We start from the raw sequence: 20222 nt of genomic DNA, 5'->3' as shown, positions 1-20222 counted from the left end.
CGAGCGGTTTTGCCTACTTTTTCCAAGAAAAAAGTAGGCCGCCGTAAGGGCGGAAGGGGCCGGCAGCGTCGCCACACAAAATGGATAAGCTAGCAGCACCACCAACCCAACCCAAAAATCTCAGCCCCCGAAACTCCACCGTCCCAGGTGCATCAAAGCTGTTGCTCCAACTCCGGAACAGCCTCAAACAGATCCGCCACCAGACCGTAATCAGCCACCTGAAAGATCGGCGCTTCCTCATCCTTGTTGATCGCAACAATCACTTTCGAATCCTTCATACCGGCCAGGTGCTGAATCGCCCCGGAAATACCAACGGCGATATACAACTGCGGCGCAACGATCTTGCCGGTCTGCCCCACCTGCATATCGTTGGCAACGAAACCGGCGTCGACCGCAGCGCGGGATGCCCCGACACCAGCACCAAGCTTGTCAGCCAGACTGTACAAATGTTTGAAATTGTCACCGTTCTGCATACCACGCCCGCCCGAGACAACGATCTTGGCAGCGGTCAGCTCCGGCCGATCAGACTTGGCCAGTTGCTCCCCGACGAACAGCGAAATGCCCGCATTATGCGCGGCAGCGACAGCTTCAACCGCAGCCGAACCACCCACAGCGGCAACGGCGTCAAAGCCGGTGGCACGCACGGTGATCACCTTGACGGCAGCGTTCGACTGCACCGTGGCAATCGCGTTACCGGCATAGATCGGACGCTTGAAGGTGTCCGCCGACTCCACCGAAATGATCTCGGAGATCTGGTCAACGTCCAGTAGCGCAGCAACGCGTGGCAGGATGTTCTTGCCGTTGGCCGTGGCCGGCGCAAGGATGTGGCTGTAGATCACACTCTGATCGATGACCAGACTGGCCACCAACGGCGCGACATTCTCCGGCAACTGGTGAGCATAGACCGCAGCGTTGGCCACCAGTACCTTGCTGACGCCCTCGATGCCTTGCGCCGCAGCCACGGCGCCTTCGATATCAACACCGGCGACCAGCACATGAATCTCACCGCCAATCTGTTGCGCCGCAGCGACCGTGTTCAACGTCGCGGCGGCAAGCTGGGTGTTGGTGTGTTCGGCAATTACCAGAATAGTCATCAGATTACCTTCGCCTCGTTCTTCAGTTTCTCGACCAGTTCAGCCACCGACTTGACCTTGATACCGGCGCTGCGTGCAGCTGGCGCTTCGACGTTCAGGAGTCTGTTGGTGGAGGCAGTGGAAACGCCCAGCGCGTCTGGCGTAACGGTTTCCAGCGGCTTTTTCTTGGCCTTCATGATGTTCGGCAGCGACGCGTAGCGCGGCTCGTTCAGACGCAGGTCGGTGGTGACGATCGCGGGCAGGTTCAGCGCAACGGTCTGCAGGCCGCCGTCGATTTCACGGGTAACCTGGACCTTGTCGCCAGCCACTTCAACCTTGGAGGCGAAGGTGCCTTGAGCGAAGCCGCTCAGCGCCGCCAGCATCTGGCCGGTCTGGTTGTTGTCGCTGTCGATCGCCTGTTTGCCAAGGATCACCAGTTGCGGCTGCTCTTTGTCGACCACAGCCTTGAGCAGCTTGGCCACGGCCAGCGAGCTCAGCTCTTCAGCGGATTCGACCAGGATGGCACGGTCGGCACCCAGTGCCAGCGCGGTACGCAATTGCTCCTGAGCAGTGGCCGGGCCAACCGTCACCACCACCACTTCAGTGGCAATCCCTTGTTCCTTGAGGCGTACCGCCTCTTCCACGGCAATTTCGCAGAAGGGGTTGAGCGCCATTTTCACGTTAGCGAGGTCAACGCCAGTGCCGTCCGCCTTGACGCGGACTTTGACGTTGTAATCGACCACGCGCTTTACTGCAGCCATTACTTTCATGGAGCACTCCTGTTGAGTGGGTTGTTTCAACTGTCCAGGCGATGCAGGACGGCTTGCTGGTCAAAAGGTTGATAACGCGATTGCCGGTCACGACTGACCTTGATCAGCGCAACACTGGGGTCGCGAGGCAGAAACAGTCGTCCGCCAATAGCCACCAGGTGGTCGAGCAGGCGTTCTTTTTCATCAATCAGGCATTCCGGATTGCGGTCGAAGGCCGTGGTCAGATCAAGGGTGAGCCACTGCATGGCAGGCACCAGGTCGCCGGCGAAAATCAGCGGACCACCAGGCATGCGGATTTCCGGCAACAATTGCCCCGGGGTGTAACCGTCGCTGAGATGAAAACGCCAGCCGTCGCCCAACAGGTCGTCGGCATGCTCGTCCAGCAGACGCAAACGTCCGCTGCTTTGCAGCTGGCTGATGATCTGCGCAACGAACAGGGTTCGATCGCGCGGGTGCGGTTGGTTGGCGCGGATCCAGTGCTGGCGGCCAACCAGGTAACGGGCGGCCGGGAACAACAGCCGAGGGCTGTCACCGTCGCTGACCGCCCGACGCACGTCCGGCGCAAGCATCGCATGCAGGTGCGTGAGCACCACGGCGTGTATCTGCCCTTCTGCCACCCCCAGCCGCGCCAGGCTGTCGAGCAGGCCATGCGCTGGACGCTGACAGCGGCAGGATGGCGGCAACGGTGCCAACAACGCCTCGGCGCCCGCCATGACCAGGATATTCATCCCGTCCTGTTGCACCAGCAGGACGCGCGAAGCCATCTCGACCTGATTGTCACTGTCAGGGCTCAACCACTCGCTCCAGGTGCGCCGCGGCGTGGTGCCGAACAGCGCGCCACCATCGAGCTGGCGCGGCCTGCCGGTCACTGAAAATAGCTTGCGATACACCACATTCACCTCTTCTTTGCATGCACTTCACCCCGGTTGCCTTCGACGGCCTCGGGTATTGCTAGCTTATGCAAAGAAAAGTGATCAGTACCCCTCCCGTGAAGGGTGGCTCGGGCATCCGAATTGCGCCCGCAACCCCACCCCAGGGGAACTCAGAGCACCTCGAACAAACCGGCCGCGCCCATGCCGCCGCCGACACACATGCTCACCACCACATACTTCACGCCGCGGCGCTTGCCCTCCAGCAAGGCATGACCAACCATGCGCGCACCGCTCATGCCGTAAGGATGGCCGATAGCAATCGCACCACCGTTGACGTTAAGTTTCGCCGGATCGATTCCCAGGGTTTGCGCGCTGTACAGCACCTGGCAGGCAAAGGCTTCGTTGATTTCCCACAGGCCGATGTCGTCCACGCGCAAACCGTGCTGGCGTAGCAATTTGGGAATTGCCAGTACCGGGCCGATGCCCATCTCTTCCGGCGCCAGGCCAGCCACAGCGATACCGCGATACAAGCCCAGCGGACTCACAGAGGAGCGCGCCGCCAGAGCGCCACTCATCAGCACGCAGGCGCTGGCGCCGTCGGACAACTGGCTGGCGTTGCCGGCGGTGATGCAACCGCCTTCGCGCACCGGGGCCAGCTTTTGCAGATCGGCCAGGGTGGTTTGCGGGCGGTTGCCTTCATCCTGAGTCAGTTGTACGTCTTCATAAGTGATCGCGCCGCTCTGTTTGTCGACGACTTTCTTGCGCACATTGACCGGCACGATCTCGTCAGCGAACACCCCTGCCGCTTGCGCCGCCGCGGTACGCTGCTGCGATTGCAGGCTGTAGGCGTCCTGGGCCTCACGGCTGATGTTGTAGCGCCGGGCAACGATTTCAGCGGTCTGCAGCATCGGCATGTACGCGTGTTCGGCCATGCGCAGCACCGTGGCATCTTCGGCGGCGGCCGCCGCCTGCATATGCGCGTTCTGCACCAGGCTGATCTGCTCCTGGCCGGCACCGATGGTCAGCTGCATGCCATCGACCATGATCTGTTTGGCGGCGATGGCAATGGCCATCAACCCGGACGCGCACTGCCGGTCGATGGTCTGGCCGCTAACTGACAACGGCAGGCCCGCAGCCAGTGCCGACAAGCGTGCGAGGTTGGTCGATGCGGTGCCGCTCTGCATGGCGGTGCCCATCACCAGGTCGTCGATTTCACCCGGCTCGATTTTCGCGCGCTCGACTGCGGCACGAATGGCCAGCGCACTCATGGACGGCGACTTGAGGTCGTTGAACGCACCGCGAAAGGCTTTGGCGATTGGCGTGCGGGCGGTGGAAACGATAACAGCGTCTTGCATGGTCGTGTGCTCCAACGGGATCAGTCACAAAGCAGGCGGTTCAATGCCGCCCGCAGGGGTTGAGGAACAGGTACAGGGCGACTGCTGGCGCGTTCGACGAAGACATGCACAAAGCGTCCGGTTGCGCAGGCCTGTGGCTCCCCGGCCTTGAAAATGCCCAGGCTGTAATGCACCGAACTGTTGCCCAGCTTGCTCACCGACAGGCCAACCTCAATGCGCTCGGGAAAGGCAATCGAGGTGAAGTAGTCACAGCTTGAGCTGACCACAAAGGCAATCACTTCACCCTGGTGGATATCCAGCCCCCCAACCTCGATCAGGTAGCTGTTCACCGCACTGTCGAAGTAGCTGTAGTAGACAACGTTGTTGACGTGGCCATAGACGTCGTTGTCGTGCCAGCGTGTGGTGATCGCCTGGAAATGCTGAAAGTGTTCGCGCAGGTGTTGGCTCATGGCCTGGAGTATCCGTTCATGTCAGTAAGCCGCGCGATAGATCGCCAATGCGTCGGCTTCGCTGACGGCACGCGGGTTGTTGACCAGCAAACGCTGCTGAAGCATGGCGTCGCTGGCGAGTTGTTCGAGGCTGTCGGCAGGCACCCCGGCATCGCGCAACCGCGTGGGCAGGCCGCAACGCGGGCTGAGTTCGGCCAGGGCGCTGACCAATTGCTCGGTCTGAGCGTAGGCATCCCCCGCCTGTAATCGGTCACCGAGCAACAGCGGTGCCAGCTCAGCGTACAGAGGCGCGGCCGCCTCGGCGTTGAAACGCAGCACATGCGGCAATACCAGGGCATTGGACAGGCCATGGGGGATATGGAAGTGGCCGCCCAGCGGATAGGCCAGCGCATGCACCGCTGCCACCGGCGCATTGGCGAATGCCTGGCCGGCCAGGCAGGCACCGAGCAACATGGCCTGGCGGGCCTCGCGGTTACTGCCGTTGTGCACCGCCAGGTCAAGGTTGCTGGCCAGCAGGCGCAACGCCTCACGGGCCAATAGGCTGGACAGCGGGTTGCGCTTGAGTTTGCTGGTGTAAGCCTCGATGGCATGCACCATGGCATCAATTCCGGTGGCCGCCGTGACCTGCGGCGGCAAGCCGAGGGTCAGGTCGGCATCGAGCAGCGCCAGGTCTGGCAGCAACAAGGTCGAAACCACACCCATCTTGCTGTGCTCACCGGTGGTGACAATGGCAATCGGCGTCACCTCCGAACCGGTGCCCGCCGTGGTCGGCACCTGGATCAACGGCAAGCGTTGCCCGCGAGCCTGATCGACCCCGTAGATATCGCCAAGCTGTTGCTGGCACTGCGGGTGCGCGAGTAGCGCCACCAGCTTGGCCACGTCCATGGAGCTGCCACCACCGAAACCGACGATCAAATCTGCTTGCATGGCCCGGGCTTGCTGCACCACCTCAAGCACACAGGCTTGCGGTGGATCGGCCTGCACCCGGTCGAACACCTCCACCGCCAGGCCCTGACCGGCAAAGCCGGGCAACAGCGGCGCCAGTAAACCCAGGCGGGCGATGCCCGGGTCGGTGACGATCAGCACCCGGCGTGCACCGCGTTCACGGCACAGGTGCGCCAGGCGCGACGCGGCGCCCGCTTCGCAGAGGATCTGCGCGGTGGTAGCAAAACTGAATGACTGCATGCGGCGTCTCCCTTTGTTGTTATGGTCCGCAGCGTGAATCAGAAAGCGAAATCAGCCTCCGGCATCGCCATCAGGCAATCGGCACCGGCGAGCAAGGCCTCGCGATGGGCATTGGCCCGTGGCAGTACGCGGCGCAAGTAGAAATCCGCCGATCGCAGCTTGGCCCGGTAGAACGCCGGCTCCCCGCTGCCGGCCGCGAGTGCTTGACTGGCACGCTCTGCCGCCTGCAACCACAACGCCGCCAACAACACATAGGCCGAGTAAGCGAGAAAATCCACCGACACCGCGCCGATCTCCTGCGGGTCGCGGCGGCAGGCCTGCAGCACCGAATCGGCCAGCAGCCGCCACTCTTGCAGGTGCTGCCCGACCCGCTCGGCCAGCACCGCGTGCGACGTGGCTTGCGCCACCTGGGTGGCCAGTTCGTCGATCAAGGCATTGAGTTCGGCACCGTCGTCGCCGAGCAGCTTGCGGCGGATCAGGTCCAGCGCCTGAATGCCGTTGGTGCCTTCGTACAGCTGGGTGATGCGGCTGTCGCGCATCAGTTGCTCCATGCCCCACTCGCGGATATAGCCATGACCGCCGTACAGCTGCACGCCAAGGCTGGCGACTTCCTGACCGCAGTCGGTAAAGAATGCTTTGACCAGCGGAATCAGCAACGCGGCGCGGCGGGTCGCCGCGTCTCGTTGCGGCGCAGTGCTGGCGCTGTGTTCAAGGTCCAGTTGCCGGGCGGCGTAAGCTGCGAGCATGCGACAGCCTTCACTGAGGGTCTTCTGGGTCAGCAGCATGCGCCGCACATCCGGGTGAACGATGATCGGGTCAGCCGGTTTGTCCGGCGCCACCGGGCCACTGATCGCGCGCGACTGCAAGCGCTCGCGGGCATAAGCCAGCCCGCCCTGGAACGCCGCTTCGGCGATCCCCAGACCCTGCAACCCGACCTGAAAACGCGCATCGTTCATCATCGTGAACATGCACGCCAGGCCATGATTCGCCTGCCCCACCAGCCAGCCGCTGGCAGCGTCGAAGTTCATCACACAGGTGGAGGCCCCCTTGATGCCCATCTTGTGCTCCAGCGCCCCGCAGCTCACGGCGTTGCGTTCACCCAGCGAGCCATCGGCGTTGACCAGCCGCTTGGGCACCAGGAACAGGCTGATACCTTTGACACCGGGCGGCGCATCGGGCAAGCGGGCGAGCACCAGGTGGATGATGTTGTCCGTTAAATCCTGCTCGCCGCCGCTGATGAAAATCTTGCTGCCGCTGAGCCGGTAGCTGCCATCGGCCTGAGGCTGGGCGCGGGTGCGCAGCAGTGCCAGGTCGGTCCCGGCCTGAGGCTCGGTGAGGCACATGGTGCCGGCCCACTCGCCGCTGACCAGCTGCGCCAGGTAACGCTGCTTGAGCTCGGCACTGCCATGCCGGTCCAGGGCGACGACGGTGCCTTCGGTCAGCCCGGAGTAAACCCGAAACGCCAGCGAAGCACTCATCAACATCTCGTGAAAACTCGCCGAGACCATTTGCGGGAAACCCTGGCCGCCGAAATCCACCGGCCCGGTCATGCTCGCCCAGCCCTGCTCGACGAACAGCTGGTAGGCCTGGCGAAAGCCATCAGGCGTGGTCACTTCGCCATCCTGCAAGTGACAGCCCTGCTCGTCACTGTTGCGGTTGAGCGGTGCCACCACCTCGGCGGTAAAACGCGCGGCCTCTTCGAGCACGCCGTCGATGGTCTCGCGATCCAGGCCGTTGCCCAGTTGCTGGCAATGGCCGCTCACGTCAAACAGCTCGTGCAGAACAAAACGCATATCGCGCAATGGTGCCTGATACTTCATACCCGCCCCTCCCCTACATTGCCCAAGCCCTTGCCTGCTGCCACCAACCGGGTAATCAGCGCGGCCGGCTTCCAGTGTTCACCGTGTTGCTGCTGCAGCGCCTGCAGACGTTGTTCGATCGTCGCCAGCCCTTGGGCGTCGGCCCAGTTCATCGGCCCCCCCACTTGCGCCGGGAAGCCATAACCGTTGAGGTAGACCAGATCGATGTCGTGGCTGTTGGCGGCGATGTTTTCCTCAAGAATCTTCGCGCCCTCGTTGACCAGGGCGAGCAAGCTGCGCTCGATAATTTCCTGATCGTCGATCACCCGGCGGCGATAGCCCAGCTCGCGGGCAATGCTTTCGATCAGCGCATCGACTTGCGGATCATGCTCGGCTTCGCGGCTGCCTTCGGCATACCGGTAGTAGCCGCGGCCAGTCTTCTGGCCAAAGCGCTCGCGCTCGCACAGGGCGTTGTCGACCTGCGCCAGCGGACTGTCCATGCCCTGCCTGGCCAGTTGCCGCGCGCGCCACTCCAGATCGATGCCGACCACGTCGTACATGCGAAACGGCCCCATGGCAAAGCCGAAAGCCTGCAACGCCGCGTCCACCTGCTGCGGCAAAGCCCCCTCAAGGAGCATCTTGCGCGCCTCGTCGGCGTAGGTCTTGAGCATGCGGTTACCGATAAAGCCACGGCAGTTGCCCGCCACCACTGCGACTTTGCCCAGGCGTTGCCCGAGCTGCCTGGCCTGCGCCAGCACCGCCGCTGAGGTGTGTGCGCCACGGACGATTTCCAGCAGTTTCATGATGTGCGCCGGGCTGAAGAAATGCAGGCCCAGCACCTGCGCAGGGCGCGAGGTGACGGCGGCAATGGCGTCGATATCCAGCGCCGAGGTGTTGCTGGCGAGAATCGCATCAGGTTTGAGGGTGCTGTCCAGCAGGCGAAAGATTTCCTGCTTGAGCTCAAGGTTCTCGTACACCGCCTCGATCACCAGGTCGACATCGGCCAGGGCCGCGTAACTGTCCACCGCCTGTAACCGGGCCAGATTCTGCTCGGCCTGCGCCTGGCTGATGCGGCCCTTGGTGACTTGATGGGCCCAGGTGTCAGCTGCCATTTTCAGGCCAGCACTGAGCATCTGCGCATTGGCGTCCAGCCACAACACCGGGATACCGGCACTGGCCAGGCTGATGACAATCCCCCGGCCCATGGTGCCGGCCCCCACCACCGCAGCCTGTTGTATCTCGAATCCGTCGCTCACAGCGGCACTCCCAATCAGTAAAGAAGGATTGCCGACACCCTAAGCAGCCGCCTACTATTTGAGAAATTTCATTTTCATATGCGTGATATTTGCGAAATGAATATAACCAACTTCGATCTCAACCTGCTGCGCATCCTCGACGTCTTGCTGCGCGAGCAGAATGTCTCGCGCGCCGCCGAACGCCTGGCCCTCAGCCAGCCAACCGTCAGTAACGCCCTGGCACGCCTGCGTGAGCTGCTCGAAGACCCGCTGCTGGTGCGTATTGGCCGGCGCATGCAACCCACCCCGAAAGCCTTGGCCCTTGAGGGCCCGATTCGCTCGGCGCTGCAGCAGATCGAACAAACCCTGAATGTCGGCGAAAGCTTCGACCCGCGCTTGAGCCGACAGACTTTTCGCATCGCCATGACCGACTTCGTCGAGCAACTGTGCATGCCCGAACTGCTGCGGCACCTGCAAGACAGTGCCCCCAACCTGCGCCTGGACATCACCCCGCTGGCCCCCACCCTGCCGGTCGATGCGCTGGACCGCGGCCGGCTCGACCTGGTGCTGGGGCGCTTTGAGGAAATCCCGGCGCGCTTCGCCCGCCATCACTGGCGTAGCGAAACCCTGCAGGTTGCGGTACGCCAGGGCCATCCACTGGTCAATGACGCGCTGGACCTTGAGACTTTCCTGCGCCTGCGCCACCTCTGGGTGCACGGCGGGCAGACCCGCGGCATGGTCGATCAATGGCTGGGGGAACAAGGGCTGGCGCGGCAGATCGTCTACACCACGCCCAGCTATCTGCAGGCGGCACATCTGGTGGTGGCTTCAGACCTTTGCGTGGTGTTGCCGACGCAACTGGCGCGGTATTTCGCCACCTTGCTGCCCTTGCAACTGTATGACCTGCCGTTTGCCCTGGAGGCTTTCGAACTGGAGCTGGTGCACCTGGCACAGCACGGACAGAATCGGGCCCTGGAGTGGTTGGTCGGGGAAATGCTGCGCGTAGGCAAACACTGAAGGATGCAGATGTGCAGTCCTATCAGGTGCAACTGCGCAGTAGAAAAAAACAATGGCCTTCAGCATAAGGCGCTGTTGGTGTGTCTCTATACTGCGCTGAATACCAGAGGCTCGGACGCCTACAGCGCCATCTGATTCATCCTACATGGAGGTGTGATGAAAAATCGGACAGCCGCGCAACCGCAGCGATTGCTCGACAACCTGCCGTTGCTCATTGAGAAGCTCGGGTTTCACTACTACGCATTTACCTTCATCGGTTCCGATCAGCACACTTACACAACCAACTACCCTGCTTCCTGGCTCGAACACTATAACCGCTGCGGCTATGCCGCTCAGGATCCGGTACCCGCTCATTGCCAGACCTCCAGCTTTCCGTTGTTGTGGGACGCTGAAACCTTTGACAGCACACCCGAGATCTGGATTGCGGCGCAAGCCTACGACCTGCACCACGGCTGGGTTCAACCCATTCATAGCCAGCAAACGCGAAGCAGCTTGAGTGTTTTGCGCCCCCACGCTAGCGTCTCGCGCGAGGAGTTTTACGCGAAGGCGGAACAGGTGATGCTGCTAGGCGCGCAATTGCATCGGGCTGCGACCTGTTTTTCGCCCTCCGCACACATCACCAGCCCGAAGCACCGGCTTGATTAGGGTATGGAATGCCCCGAGGTCCCGCGCAGCAATGTCAGCGTGAGTTCAAGCATCAAGGCCCGCTGAGCCGCCAGACGTGCGTCCCGGATGCGGTTCATCTGCGCTACGCGCTCACCTTCCGGAACTGTCTCGGCGTCCATCAGCACGGCGAGACGGTCATGGAACGGCGCATCGATTGTGTCGAAACGTGTCCTGTGCGTACGCAACAGATGTTCCTGCCAGAACTCCCGCGCTACCAATGATTGGGCCAGTTGTTCGGGGGTTTCAGCGGCCTCGACTCGGGCCAGGGTTCGCGCGATGCGTTGCGCATCCAGGCCAGCGACTTCGCCGAACAGCATGTCACTGGGCTGTGCCGGTAGATCAAGGGCGTCACGCAGGGCCAGGCGATAGGCCAGTGCGACCTCGATCTGGTCTGGATTACTGCCCGAGGCCCGGCGTGCCTGGATATCCTCCAGGGCGATGCGATCGACTTCGTCCAAACGCCATAATTGCCGTCCCAGATACAGCAATGCAGCCTGCGGGTTATCGGCCGATGACTCGGCCCGCCACACCAGCATGCGCAGCTCCAGGTTGCTGAAACACAAAGCAACGCTGTCCTGACAGCTCAGGTCTGGGAGGTCTCGGGTAATATGACTCAATAACGCTTCGCGCAGGCTGGCATGATCGTTCATCGCCCTGATCATGGTGAACACCCGGTTGGCCAGGGCTTGACTGTTCTGCTGGAAATCGGCGGTTTCCAGCAGTCGTCTGAGCATGTCGAAAAAGTCGATTGACCCGGGTTGATTCTCCAGGTCCTCCCAGCGTGCAGACCATTCATCGCGTGTCAGACTGTTGGTCGCATCGAGCCAGCGCTGGCGAATGGTCACAGAGCCTTCAGCAGCGACTGCATGATGCGCAACTGCTCCGGTATCCGACAGCGAGGCCTGGAATCGCAGGGCTTCCTGGGCAGTCAGCGGGTTGTCCGCAAGCAAGATAATGCGCCTGAGCCATGGCGGGGAATGATAGAAGTGCTCCGACAACTCAGTGATCTGGTTTTCGCGCAAATCGGCCAACAGCAAATCGGGGCAATCCAGAATCGCATAGGGCAGCCGGTTGATCCCGGTTTGGCGCAAGTGCAAACGGCGCAGCCGGATCAGCCTGCGCAGAGAAAAAGAACGTCCCAACGGGTTGTAGGACAGGTTGAGGTACTCAAGGGCTTCACAATTGGCGAGGATGGCCCCCTGTGCTTCATCCAGCACAATCTGATTGTTGAACAGATCCAGTTCCCGCAGGTGTTCGAGTTGCGCCAACTGTTGTGGCACCCGGTTCAGTCGATTGCCGGGGAGTTCCAGTATCCGCAGTTGAGTGAAGGCTCGCATGAAGCCATCGGGTATCTCCCGCAGCCCCATGCCCAAAAGGGCTAACTCAAAGACGTGCGAGAAACTGATTTGCGCAGGTAGCTCAGGCAAAGCCCCGATCTCTGCGCCATACAAGGTGAAGCGATAGTTCACCAGATGCTCGCTGGTACTTGGCCCAAGGCTTGCCGTGCGCTGCCAGCAGTTAACCAGGGACTCCCTGAAATAGTGGCGATCGTCCCGCACCCCGGCATTGTCGGGCTGGCTTGCCCAATGGTGCAGAGTACTGTTCAGTTGTTCGAGTTCCTGGCTGAGCCTGGCCAGTTCAGTCTCGATCCGTATGCCGGCATGCTGCATATCGTTGATCCAGGCAATGACCTGCGCGTCAGTGAAACTCGGGTACAACGCACGCACCATAGCGAACAGTGATTGTGGTCTGCCCCTGCGCGCGCTGCCCGCCGAGCCACGCCCGCTCAACGGATAGCCGATTCGACCATCGGCCAGGCGTTGCGGTGGCTGGAACCAGCCAGTGCGCCCGCGTGCGCTCAATAGCGATGCCACTTGCTCGCGTCGACGAACAGCTTGCCGCCCGAGCAGCACCCGCACATTGTGCGCGAAAGGATCAGCAATGCCCATGGCCTCGCGCTGGGGTTCGTCATAGGCCATTGCCATGACCTCGAAAAGCTCACCCGCATCGCCAATGCTCGAGCCATTGCCATCGAGCAGCTGAAATGCTCCATTCAGATGGATCAGACTGAATGTCGTGGGGGCCTCTCCGGTCACTAACAACTGCGGCCCGGCGGCGTGTCCTTCGATCAAGCGCCACTGCACACCTGCGGTGCCCGGCAGGTGTTCAAGCATTCCCAGGGCGACACGAGCGACGTCGGCATTTTGCGAAGTATCGATAACGAACGCTTCATATGCCCTGGCCACACGGATCTGCTGGACGCTGGCCCTGGCCGCTTCAGCCAGGTGCAATGCCACCCGCCCGGTGTCGAGTAGCCGCTGGCGATCAGCAGTGCTTGCCCTGCCCACAAGCACGTTTGCAGCGCTACTGTGCAAACTCGGAAACACCCGGCGCAGTGCTACAACACCGGGCCCGTCACTGTCCTGCAGGCTGTCGTACAAGCGCTGGAACAACTGTCGGCGTTCGTTCCAGGCCAGCTCGGCCAGGTTCTGGTCGGACAATCCGGCTGCGCCCGGCAAGCCCTGGGCATGGTGCAGCACGGTAATGTCCTCGACCGATTCGCCGCTACGCAAACGGCGAACCAGATTGCGAATGCGCTGGTCCAGCCTGATACGCGTCACGCTGTCCTGCAGCTCGGGCGACGGCGCCTGCGCATACACATGCAAAGCGCGCAGATCGTCGTTGCCCAGACCATGGATGCTCAGGACCAGATCGATCTGCTCGGCGTCAAGCTCACCGAAGGCCCCGCCCAGGCGGCGGAACATGAGCTGAGTATCGTCCCACTCGGCCGGTTGATCACACCACAACCGCCAGGCTCCGGCGCCGTTGTGACGCAGCAGCGGGCCGTGACCGTCCTGCGGTCGCAGTTGCCACTGGCCAGCGCTGGCCCGCTCGACCACGGCATAGTACCGGCCGTCCATCTCGATCCAGGACTGTTCAGCCAGGCGATGGACACCCAGGCTGTCACGCGTTGCTTGCGGCACTGGCTGTGCACTGCGAAATAGCGTCAGGTCCTGGCTCCACAGTTTTGTACTGCCGTCCTCCAGGTGCGCCGGGACCAGTGCATCCACCACCGAGGACCGCTGCCACACCCTGCTCACGACACTGACACCGACAGCGGTGGCAGCAATCACCGCAAGATCGATGGCCACATTCAGCAGATGATCGAAGGCCTCACTGGTATCCCCCTCATGCCAGGCATCGATGCCATGATAGACCTCACCGAGCAGCTGCCAGGCGTTGACCGCCAGCAGCGCCGCGCCTATGGCCGGCACGAAGAACCCGGCCAGACCGAGCAGCGCCCAGCCTTCGGCAGCCAGACGCTGGTCATGCGCGCGCTGGACCTCGCGGTCCAGATCAGCCACCGGCACTGCGATCATCGCCGCGTCGTCCTTGATCTGGCGGATGCGTGCTTCAGCCAGTTTTTCGAACAATGGCCGCCGATAAGCCAGCACGTGTTCTTTGAGGTTGATGTTGGCCCAGATCGCCAGGTCCGCATAGGCCGGGATGACCACGGAGAAGAAACGCTGGCTGTCACGCCGCCGTACAAAGCGGCTGAAGAAGCGTTGATACTGACTTGAGCGAAGGCGTCTGCCCAGCTCATTGGCGAGATAGCGCAGGCTTTTGCAGACAGTCCAGGCGCCATTCGGATCGCCGGGAATATGCACCAGCACGCGCTTGGTGGTAATGCTCAACACGCCTTCATCGAAGACATTGAGCACGACAATCTGCTCCATGGCGCAGCCGAGCAGGTTCAGTTGCATGGCCACGACAGGGTCGCCGTCGAGGCGGCCCAGCCTACCCACGTCGCACAGCCCGACCACTAGCTGGAGTTCGCTCTCGGTCAATACGCCCTTGAGCCTGGCCTCATAGGCATCGGTGAGCATGGTGTAGCGATGCGAATTGTCCAACAACTGCGCTACGTTATCGGCACTACCACTCCCGGCTTGCGGCTGGAGGACGCTGTCCAGATGGCGCTGATACTGTCCCCCGACGTCGGTATCACGGCACAGCCTGGCAAACTCAATGGCGCTGGGTGGCCGGATGTTGCCTGCCTGAGCGTTGTTCAAACGGTTACCCTTCGGCTGCCCGCCAGCCACGCTTTCAGCGGCGGTGAAATTGCGCAGCGCCGCCTCGAGCAGAGGAGTTTCTTCATACACAACTTCGGTAAGGTGAGCACCGACGGGCTGTTGATTGATCACCGGCTCCCGGTGCCCGCTGATAAATTTCCAGCGCCGTACGTTGTAATCGTCGGCGAAACGCTCTTTCAGGGCCTTTTCCAACGCGTTGATCGCGAAGTTGTCGATACTCTGAATACGCGCCAACGCCTTGCTCAGCCGCTGGCGGACGACCAGGCTGTGGCGCATCGCATCGCCAAGCGCGCTCAGTTGCTCGGCACTGGCCTTGCGCAGCCAGTCTGGTAAGCGTTTGCCGATGATGCTGTCTTGATAGGTTTGTTCTGTCGCGAGCGTGTCTGCTGCCGCGATGTCCTGACTGTGGCTGGTTTCCATGGCGCGTGCCTTCTGTGTGACTGAAGACGCGAGCCTAAGCGTCGAGGGTTGTCAGGCGTGCTTAGATAGCTACTACCCCGGTTCAAAACGGTTACTTATGAGGCAACCGCCGTTGCTGGCCAGCTTCGATGGCTCAAGTCGCCACCTGCCCCCCATGTGCAGTATGACCTGGCGCCGGCACCGCGTTCTGACTCAACCGATACAGCCTGCTGGCCCGCTCCATGCGGGCGATCTTGAGGACAATCAGCAGCGTGCCTGCCATGCAGAACAAGGCGAGCCCGAGCAGCAGCGAGCGCTGTTCACGCAGCCCCGTTCTTACATGCTCCACGTAACCGGGGTCCATGAAGAAGGAACAGATCAGGTCCAGCTGTGTTTCTGGCAGACCCTCGCGGATGAAGGGCTGCAGCGTCGCGGAAGAGCGACATTTTTCAACAGTCAGGAAGTCGTCGGCGAACAAGTCGAATTTGATGTCGTTCTCGGACAAATAGAAACCGGGAGCGTCTGGCGCATTTTTCAATGAGACCGCCAGGTATTTCGCTTCGGTAAATGTAGGCAAGGGCGCCAGAACGAGTAGCAACAGGATGAACAGTGAACCCCAAAGCTTGAACTTGAGGGGCGAAAAGCGTTTGTTCTTGAAAGCTGGAGCATTGAAGTCGCCCCAGTCGATGTAGTTGCGAGAGCGCCCGACATCGGCGGGTGCCAAGCGATGGGTGATGATCCATCGTCGCGCCAGCTCGGCGTCGCTCAATGTGCTGGCAGGAATATTGAATTCATAGCGGAACAGTTCAACTTCGCGCATTTCCCTGCGCATCGTGTTGAGCTGTGGGTTGTTATCGAAATCTGTCTTGCCGCCAAAGCTGCGCCAGATCAGATCACGCAAGAAGAACAACGACCCGGCACGGTTGTAGATGAACCAGAGCAGCCATACGAACAGTAATACCGTGGCGATACCGCCAAGCGAGGCGATTGACTCCGCGTTCCATGTCAGGGGGATGGTAGCTGGGGAAGGTGTTGTCATGAACGATCCTTATTCAAACGGCTATGCAGTACAGCTGGCCGCGTCAAAGCGGCGAAACTGACTGCAAGAGAAAGAACTCGGAATGATAGAAGAGGCGTTACCAGGTTGTCCGCAGCGAAAAATCTGAATACGGTGTAGGAAATATTTCGACGGGACGAGCGCGATGCTGTCTACGGCTCAACGCACTGACTGAAACGAAAAAAAGAGGCCTAAGCCTCTTTTCTTTGAAACCTACAGACTTCAATGGAACCCTGTAGATCGATATCTGGAGCGGGAAACGAGACTCGAACTCGCGACCCCGACCTTGGCAAGGTCGTGCTCTACCAACTGAGCTATTCCCGCATTTGGTGACGGCCATTCTATAGGATCATGAATCGCCGTCAAGCCCTTGATTCAAAAAAGCTTTATTTTTGCTCCGAACCTTCGCGCAGGTGCGGCCAGGCGGCGCGCAGGTAGTGCACCATCGACCACAGGGTCAGGCCGGCAGAGACCATCAGCAAGGCGTAGCCCAGGATCACCCAGAAGGTCAGCACCGGCGGGTTGGCCAGCAGGATCACCAGCGCCAGCATCTGTGCCGCGGTTTTCCACTTGCCCAGGTTCGATACGGCCACATGCGCCCTCGCCCCCAGTTCGGCCATCCACTCGCGCAGCGCCGATACCACGATCTCGCGACCGATGATCACCGCCGCTGGCAGTGTCAGCCAGAAGTTCGCATGCACCTGCACCAGCAGCACCAGGGCCACGGCAACCATCAGCTTGTCGGCTACCGGGTCGAGGAAGGCGCCAAAGGGCGTGCTCTGCTGCAGGCGACGGGCCAGGTAACCGTCAAGCCAGTCAGTGGCCGCCGCAATGGCGAAGACGCTGCTCGCTGCGATATAGCTCCAGTGATACGGAACATAAAACAGCAGAATGAAGATCGGAATGAGCAGGACGCGAAGAACTGTAAGTAGATTTGGGATATTCATCGGCACAACTGGCTGCAAAGTGAGCGTGCATTCTACTCGCTATGCAGGTTGGCATAAATCGACTCGGCAAGCTTTTTACTGATTCCCGGTGCTTTGGCGATTTCTTCGATGCTGGCGCGGGTCAGCTCCTGCAAACCACCGAAGTGTTTGAGCAGGTCACGACGACGCTTTGGCCCTACCCCGGCGACGTCTTCCAGGCTGGAAGTACGCCGGGCCTTGCCACGCCGGGCACGGTGGCCGGTAATGGCAAAACGGTGCGCTTCGTCACGGATCTGCTGGATCAGGTGCAACGCCGGCGAGTCGCCCTTGAGGGTGAACTCATGGGCAGCGTCGTTGAGGTAGAGGGTTTCAAAGCCGGCCTTGCGCGTCACGCCCTTGGCCACGCCAAGCAGGATCAGGTCGGGAACCGCCAGCTCCTGGAGCACTTCGCGGGCCATGTTCAACTGGCCTTTGCCGCCGTCGACCAGCAGCACGTCGGGCAGCTTGCCCTCGCCGTCCTTGATGCGCCCGAAGCGTCGGGTCAGGGCCTGGTGCATGGCCGCATAGTCGTCGCCGGGGGTAACGCCTTCGATGTTGAAGCGCCGGTAGTCGGACTTCAACGGGCCTTCCGGGCCGAACACCACGCAGGAGGCGACCGTCGCCTCGCCGCTGGAATGGCTGATGTCGTAGCATTCCAGGCGTTGCGGGGTTTCATCCAGGGCCAGGACCTGGGCCAGGGCTTCGAACCGTGAAGCCATGTGTTGGCGGTTAGCCAGGCGTGCACTCAGTGCCTGCTCGGCGTTGGTCACCGCCAGCTGCTGCCAGCGCGCCCGGGTGCCGCGCACGCGGTGGCTGATACTCAGTTCGCGCCCGCGCAGGGCTTCAATGGCGGCGGTGATCGCGGCGAAGTCTTCGTGCACCACGTTGACGATCAGCTCGCCCGGCAAGTCGCGCTCGGCGTTGCCGATGTAATACTGGGAAAGGAACGCGGCCATCACTTCGGCCACCTCCTCTTCGATCCCCACCTGCGGGAAGAAATTCTTGCTACCCAACACCCGCCCGCCGCGCACGCTGATCAGGTGCACACAGGCGCCACCCGGGTTGGTGAACGCGGCGATGACGTCCACGTCGCCGCTGCCGCCCTCCATACTCTGCTGGTCCTGAACCCGGCGCAGCAAGGCGATCTGGTCGCGCAATTCAGCGGCCTTCTCGAACTCCAGCGCCATGGCTGCCTGCTCCATCTCGGCATTCAGCTCGTTGGTCAGTTGATGACTGCGGCCTTCGAGGAACATCACCGAATGACGTACATCAACGGCGTATTCCTCTGGCTCGACCAGGCCGACACAAGGCGCCTTACAGCGTTTGATCTGGTATTGCAGGCACGGCCGGGTGCGGTTGCTGTAATAGCTGTCTTCGCATTGCCGGACGAAGAAGGTTTTTTGCAGCAGGCTCAGGCTTTCACGAATGGCCCCCGCGCTGGGGTAAGGCCCGAAGTACTTGCCCTTCTGCTTCTTCGCGCCGCGATGAATCCCCAGCCGCGGGAACGGTCCGTCAGAGAGGAACACATAAGGGTAGGACTTATCGTCGCGCAGCAGGATGTTATACGGCGGCCGCCATTCCTTGATCAGCGTCTGCTCAAGCAGCAGCGCTTCGGTCTCGTTGGCGGTGATGGTGGTTTCGACCTGGGCGATACGTGCCACCAGGGCAGCCGTCTTCGGCGCCAGGCCGGTCTTGCGGAAATAGCTGGCCAGGCGCTTCTTGAGGTTCTTCGCCTTGCCGACATACAGCAGCCGGGCTTCACCGTCGAACATCCGGTAAACACCCGGGCGACCGCTGCAGGTCGCCAGGAAAGCACTTGAATCGAACACAGGGGTCATGAGTTCAGAGACTGGCGTCAACCATGCCATGGCGGACCGCCAGCAGCGTCAGTTCGACGTCGCTGGTGACCGAGAGTTTTTCGAAGATCCGGTAACGGTAAGTATTGACCGTTTTCGGTGACAGGCACAGCTTGTCGGAGATGATCTGCACTTTCTGGCAACCGACGATCATCAAGGCGATCTGGATTTCCCGCTCCGACAGTGCATCGAACGGCGAGCCTTGCGGCTGGAACGACTTGAGTGCCAGTTGCTGGGCGATCTGCGGGCTGATGTAGCGCTGACCGGCAAACACCAGGCGAATGGCCTGGACCATTTCATCCAGGCCCGCACCTTTGGTCAGGTAGCCGGCTGCTCCCGCCTGCAACAGGCGCGTGGGAAACGGGTCTTCCTCGCAGACGGTCACCGCCACCACTTTCACATCCGGATGACTGCGCAGCAGTTTGCGCGTGGCTTCAAGGCCACCGATCCCGGGCATTTTCACGTCCATCAGGACCACATCGGGCTTGAGTTCACGTGCGACCTTCAACGATGCCTCGCCAGAGTCGGCCTCGCCCACCACCTGCAGACCATCGATATCGGCCAGCATGCGGGTGATGCCCGTACGTACCAGATCGTGATCATCGACCACCAGGACCCTAATCAAGCAGACACCTCACACTGCGGCGGCAATTGGATCCCGCCACCTTAGCAAAAAACCAGGCGCTAGAGCTAACGGAACACGTCATCGCATCGCTGCTATTTCGCCGTTGCCCGCTTCACGGCCAAAAACACTCGAATCACGCCCGGAAACCTTCGCATAGGCCCTTGGCAGAGCATTGGCAAGACTACCGAGCAATTGCGCGATGGCGGCCTGATCGGCTGCGGGCAAGCCGCGAAAAGCCCCCAGCAAGCGCTCCTCCTCCGGGCTCAGACTGCCCTGGATGACAGGCGTACGCGTACCGCTCAACACATACAGGGCATCGACGCCACGCGTTGCCACCGCAGCCAGGTAATCGGCCTTGGGCGTTCGCTCGCCACTCTCGTACTTGCCCTGGGCATTGGGCTCGACCCCACCAATGTCACCGAACACCCGCTGGGTCAGACCCAGACGTTCCCTTTCTTCCCTTAGACGGGCACCGATTCCGTTCATTGCGATCCATGTCCTTGATACATCACCCAGATCGGGCAACTACGTAAGACCTACAGGATAGGCCAGTCGCACAGCACTATGCACAGGAACACGAGTACTGCACAAGCCAGCACATGCCTCGCCTACCCGAGGTTGTCTGTACAAGGCATTTACCCGGCACTGGATGGCCTTCTAACCGAACATCGGCGGACAAACTTTGATCCCGGCGAAAATGGCACTTTAGTGCTACTTGTAACTATCTAAACGCCATCATCCACGCCAACTTAAACCAACAAAAAAGTTCAATGGCAACAGCAAAATCCAGCAACAAACCCGCCAAAAC

The 20222-nt window shown here is 61.2% G+C and carries 16 protein-coding genes and 1 tRNA gene; 2 read left to right on the top strand and 15 right to left on the bottom strand.

What is annotated here, in order from left to right; genetic code table 11:
* Nucleotides 1-152: 152 nt before the first annotated feature.
* From AC07OF_RS21190 to AC07OF_RS21155, 8 genes are all read right to left on the bottom strand, one after another.
* Complete coding sequence (locus tag AC07OF_RS21190; RefSeq protein ID WP_495073409.1) at nucleotides 153-1094, bottom strand: electron transfer flavoprotein subunit alpha/FixB family protein; 942 nt, start codon at nucleotides 1092-1094, stop codon at nucleotides 153-155.
* Complete coding sequence (locus tag AC07OF_RS21185; protein ID WP_157193022.1) at nucleotides 1094-1843, bottom strand: electron transfer flavoprotein subunit beta/FixA family protein; 750 nt, start codon at nucleotides 1841-1843, stop codon at nucleotides 1094-1096. The genes AC07OF_RS21190 and AC07OF_RS21185 overlap by 1 nt, the downstream gene beginning before the upstream one ends.
* A 26-nt stretch (nucleotides 1844-1869) precedes the next feature.
* Complete coding sequence (locus AC07OF_RS21180; protein WP_157193023.1) at nucleotides 1870-2733, bottom strand: MBL fold metallo-hydrolase; 864 nt, start codon at nucleotides 2731-2733, stop codon at nucleotides 1870-1872.
* Between the two features lie 152 nt (nucleotides 2734-2885).
* Nucleotides 2886-4070: an acetyl-CoA C-acyltransferase gene (locus tag AC07OF_RS21175; RefSeq protein ID WP_157193024.1), complete on the bottom strand. Its 1185-nt coding sequence runs from the start codon at nucleotides 4068-4070 to the stop codon at nucleotides 2886-2888.
* Nucleotides 4071-4090: 20 nt separating this feature from the next.
* The gene (locus AC07OF_RS21170; protein ID WP_157193025.1) at nucleotides 4091-4519 is read right to left on the bottom strand and encodes an acyl-CoA thioesterase; all 429 of its coding nucleotides are present in this window, start codon (nucleotides 4517-4519) and stop codon (nucleotides 4091-4093) included.
* 21 nt (nucleotides 4520-4540) lie between these two features.
* A complete protein-coding gene (locus tag AC07OF_RS21165) occupies nucleotides 4541-5704 on the bottom strand; it encodes an iron-containing alcohol dehydrogenase (RefSeq protein ID WP_495073408.1) in 1164 nt (387 codons plus the stop codon).
* A 38-nt stretch (nucleotides 5705-5742) separates the two neighbouring features.
* Complete coding sequence (locus tag AC07OF_RS21160; RefSeq protein ID WP_495073407.1) at nucleotides 5743-7524, bottom strand: acyl-CoA dehydrogenase C-terminal domain-containing protein; 1782 nt, start codon at nucleotides 7522-7524, stop codon at nucleotides 5743-5745.
* On the bottom strand, nucleotides 7521-8759 hold the full coding sequence (locus AC07OF_RS21155; RefSeq protein WP_495073406.1) for a 3-hydroxyacyl-CoA dehydrogenase: 1239 nt from the start codon (nucleotides 8757-8759) through the stop codon (nucleotides 7521-7523). Before AC07OF_RS21155 ends, AC07OF_RS21160 begins: the two co-directional genes overlap by 4 nt.
* Before the next feature lie 78 nt (nucleotides 8760-8837).
* Here AC07OF_RS21155 and AC07OF_RS21150 point away from each other — a divergent pair, with 78 nt between their 5' ends.
* Both AC07OF_RS21150 and AC07OF_RS21145 read left to right on the top strand, forming a co-directional pair.
* Entirely contained in the window at nucleotides 8838-9755 is a 918-nt protein-coding gene (locus AC07OF_RS21150) for a LysR family transcriptional regulator (RefSeq protein ID WP_495073405.1), read from the top strand.
* Nucleotides 9756-9911: 156 nt separating this feature from the next.
* A complete protein-coding gene (locus AC07OF_RS21145) occupies nucleotides 9912-10400 on the top strand; it encodes an autoinducer binding domain-containing protein (RefSeq protein ID WP_495073404.1) in 489 nt (162 codons plus the stop codon).
* Here the strand turns inward: AC07OF_RS21145 and AC07OF_RS21140 are convergent.
* The 7 genes from AC07OF_RS21140 to AC07OF_RS21110 all read right to left on the bottom strand — a co-directional run bounded on the left by AC07OF_RS21140 (nucleotide 10397) and on the right by AC07OF_RS21110 (nucleotide 19900).
* Nucleotides 10397-14932, bottom strand: coding sequence for an NEL-type E3 ubiquitin ligase domain-containing protein (locus tag AC07OF_RS21140; protein ID WP_495073403.1), 4536 nt, complete (start codon nucleotides 14930-14932; stop codon nucleotides 10397-10399). The genes AC07OF_RS21145 and AC07OF_RS21140 overlap by 4 nt on opposite strands.
* A 133-nt stretch (nucleotides 14933-15065) precedes the next feature.
* On the bottom strand, nucleotides 15066-15950 hold the full coding sequence (locus tag AC07OF_RS21135) for a DUF6216 family protein (protein ID WP_495073402.1): 885 nt from the start codon (nucleotides 15948-15950) through the stop codon (nucleotides 15066-15068).
* Between the two features lie 266 nt (nucleotides 15951-16216).
* Nucleotides 16217-16292: transfer RNA gene (locus AC07OF_RS21130), tRNA-Gly, on the bottom strand.
* Between the two features lie 62 nt (nucleotides 16293-16354).
* The gene (gene pgsA, locus AC07OF_RS21125; RefSeq protein ID WP_038612268.1) at nucleotides 16355-16915 is read right to left on the bottom strand and encodes a CDP-diacylglycerol--glycerol-3-phosphate 3-phosphatidyltransferase; all 561 of its coding nucleotides are present in this window, start codon (nucleotides 16913-16915) and stop codon (nucleotides 16355-16357) included.
* A gap of 32 nt (nucleotides 16916-16947) precedes the next feature.
* On the bottom strand, nucleotides 16948-18771 hold the full coding sequence (gene uvrC / locus AC07OF_RS21120) for an excinuclease ABC subunit UvrC (RefSeq protein WP_157193032.1): 1824 nt from the start codon (nucleotides 18769-18771) through the stop codon (nucleotides 16948-16950).
* A 4-nt stretch (nucleotides 18772-18775) separates the two neighbouring features.
* Nucleotides 18776-19414, bottom strand: coding sequence for a response regulator transcription factor GacA (gene gacA, locus AC07OF_RS21115; RefSeq protein ID WP_010221877.1), 639 nt, complete (start codon nucleotides 19412-19414; stop codon nucleotides 18776-18778).
* A gap of 78 nt (nucleotides 19415-19492) precedes the next feature.
* Complete coding sequence (locus AC07OF_RS21110; RefSeq protein ID WP_157193033.1) at nucleotides 19493-19900, bottom strand: helix-turn-helix domain-containing protein; 408 nt, start codon at nucleotides 19898-19900, stop codon at nucleotides 19493-19495.
* Between the last annotated feature and the right edge of the window lie 322 nt (nucleotides 19901-20222).

Source organism: Pseudomonas sp. GW821-FHT10B02 (genome assembly GCF_059415665.1).
This window is presented reverse-complemented; position numbering and strand designations above follow the sequence as displayed.